Below are 1,853 nucleotides of genomic sequence, written 5' to 3'. Positions count from 1 at the left end.
GCGCCGGGCCCCGCCTGCCCGGGGAGGCGCCCGGCCCGCCCGAGGTCCAGGCCCAGGAGGCGCTGCCCGCCGAGGGCCCCACCTGGATGGACGACGTCCTCGGCGAGGCGGTGCGCACCATCGACGCGGAGGCGTTCCGGCCGACCCCGGGCGAGCACTGCACGATGTGCACGTTCCAGCCGAGCTGCCCCGCCCGACCCGAGGGACGGCAGGTGATCGAATGAACGCGGCCGGCTCCGGTCATCCCCGTCCGCCGGGTGGCCGGGGCGACCTGGGCGGCGGCGGGTCGGCGTCCCGCCAGCCGTTCCTGCCCGGGTTCGGCGGCGATCCCGGCGGCGACCCCGACGGCGCTCCCGCCGGTCCCCGGCTCGACCCGGAGGACCTGCGCGACCTGCTCGAAGTTCCGTACACCGACGAGCAGATCGCCGCCGCGACCGCCCCGCTGGAGCCGGGGGTGATCGTCGCCGGCGCCGGCTCCGGGAAGACCTCGGTGATGGCGGCCCGGGTGGTCTGGCTCGTCGCGACCCGCCAGGTGCGCGCGGAGCAGGTGCTCGGGCTGACCTTCACCACCAAGGCCGCCGGTGAGCTGGCCGGTCGGGTGCGCCTCGCGCTGCGCAAGGCGGGCGCCGCCGACGTCGGCGGCTGGTCGGGACCGGAGCCGACGGCCGACGCCGAGGTGGACGGCGAGCCCACCGTGGCCACCTACCACGCCTTCGCTGGGCGGCTCGTCGTCGACAACGCGCTGCGCCTCGGCCTCGAACCAGACATCCAGCTGCTGTCCGGGGCGGCTCGCTATCAGCTCGCCGGGCGGGTTGCGCGCGCCTACGGCGGCCCGGTGCAGGCGCTGACCCGATCGCTGGGGGCCGTCGTCGGCGAGCTGGTCGCGCTCGACGCGGAGATGAGCGAGCACCTCATCGACCCGGCGAAGCTCGTCGCGTTCGACAGCGCGTTCCTCGAGGAGGTGCTGACGGCGCTGGCCGCCGCCGGCGGCCGGCGGGGCACCAAGGGTGTGCAGGAGCGGCTGCGTCGGTTCGCGGCCGCCGCCCGCGGGCGCTCGGAGCTCGCCGCACTCGTCGCCGACTACCGGGCCGCCCGCCGCGAGCGGGACGTACTGGACTTCGGCGACCAGGTCACCTATGCGGCCCGCCTCGCCGAGACAATGCCGGAGGTCGGCCGCGCCGAGCGGGCCCGGGCCGCCGTCGTCCTGCTCGACGAGTACCAGGACACCTCGGTTGCCCAGCGCCGCATGCTCACCGGCCTGTTCGGCGGCGGCCACCCGGTCACCGCCGTCGGCGACCCGTGCCAGGCGATCTACGGCTGGCGGGGGGCGTCGGTGGCGAACCTCGACCACTTCCCGACCCACTTCCCGCGCGCCGACGGCCGACCGGCCGGCGTCTACGAGCTGTCGGTGAACCAGCGCAGCGGTGGCCGGCTGCTCGACCTCGCCAACGTGGTGGCGGCCCAGTTGCGGGCGCGCCACCGGGTCGTCGAGCTGCGCCCGCGGGCCGACGTCGCCGACCGCGGCGAGACGGTCGTGGCCCTGCACCCGAGCTGGGCCGACGAGGTCGCCTGGATCGCCGACCGGCTGCGCGCGGTGGTCGACGCCGGCACCGGCCCCGGCGACATCGCCGTCCTCGTCCGGGCCCGCGGGGACATCCCGCCGCTGCTGACCGCGTTGCAGGCCGTCGGGCTGCCGGTCGAGGTCGTCGGGCTGACCGGCCTGCTCACCGTGCCGGAGGTCGCCGAAATCGTGGCCGTGCTGGAGGTCCTCGACGCGCCCACGGCGAACGCCGCGCTGGTCCGCCTGCTCACCGGCCCGCGGGTGCGCCTCGGCGCCCGCGACCTCGCCGCGC

General features: G+C 77.1%; 2 protein-coding genes. Both read left to right on the top strand.

The window, feature by feature from the left end:
• Window positions 1–224, top strand: a 224-nt coding sequence (locus ND748_RS31115) for a PD-(D/E)XK nuclease family protein (protein ID WP_251749879.1), incomplete at its 5' end; no start/stop codon positions are given.
• A partial coding sequence (locus ND748_RS31110; protein ID WP_251749878.1) for an ATP-dependent helicase occupies window positions 221–1,853 on the top strand: 1,633 nt, incomplete at its 3' end. The genes ND748_RS31115 and ND748_RS31110, both read left to right, overlap by 4 nt.

The organism is Frankia sp. AiPs1 (assembly GCF_023716945.1).
GTDB lineage: Bacteria > Actinomycetota > Actinomycetes > Frankiales > Frankiaceae > Frankia.
Note: the sequence above shows the minus strand (reverse complement) of the source record. Positions and strands in the feature narration are given on the sequence as shown.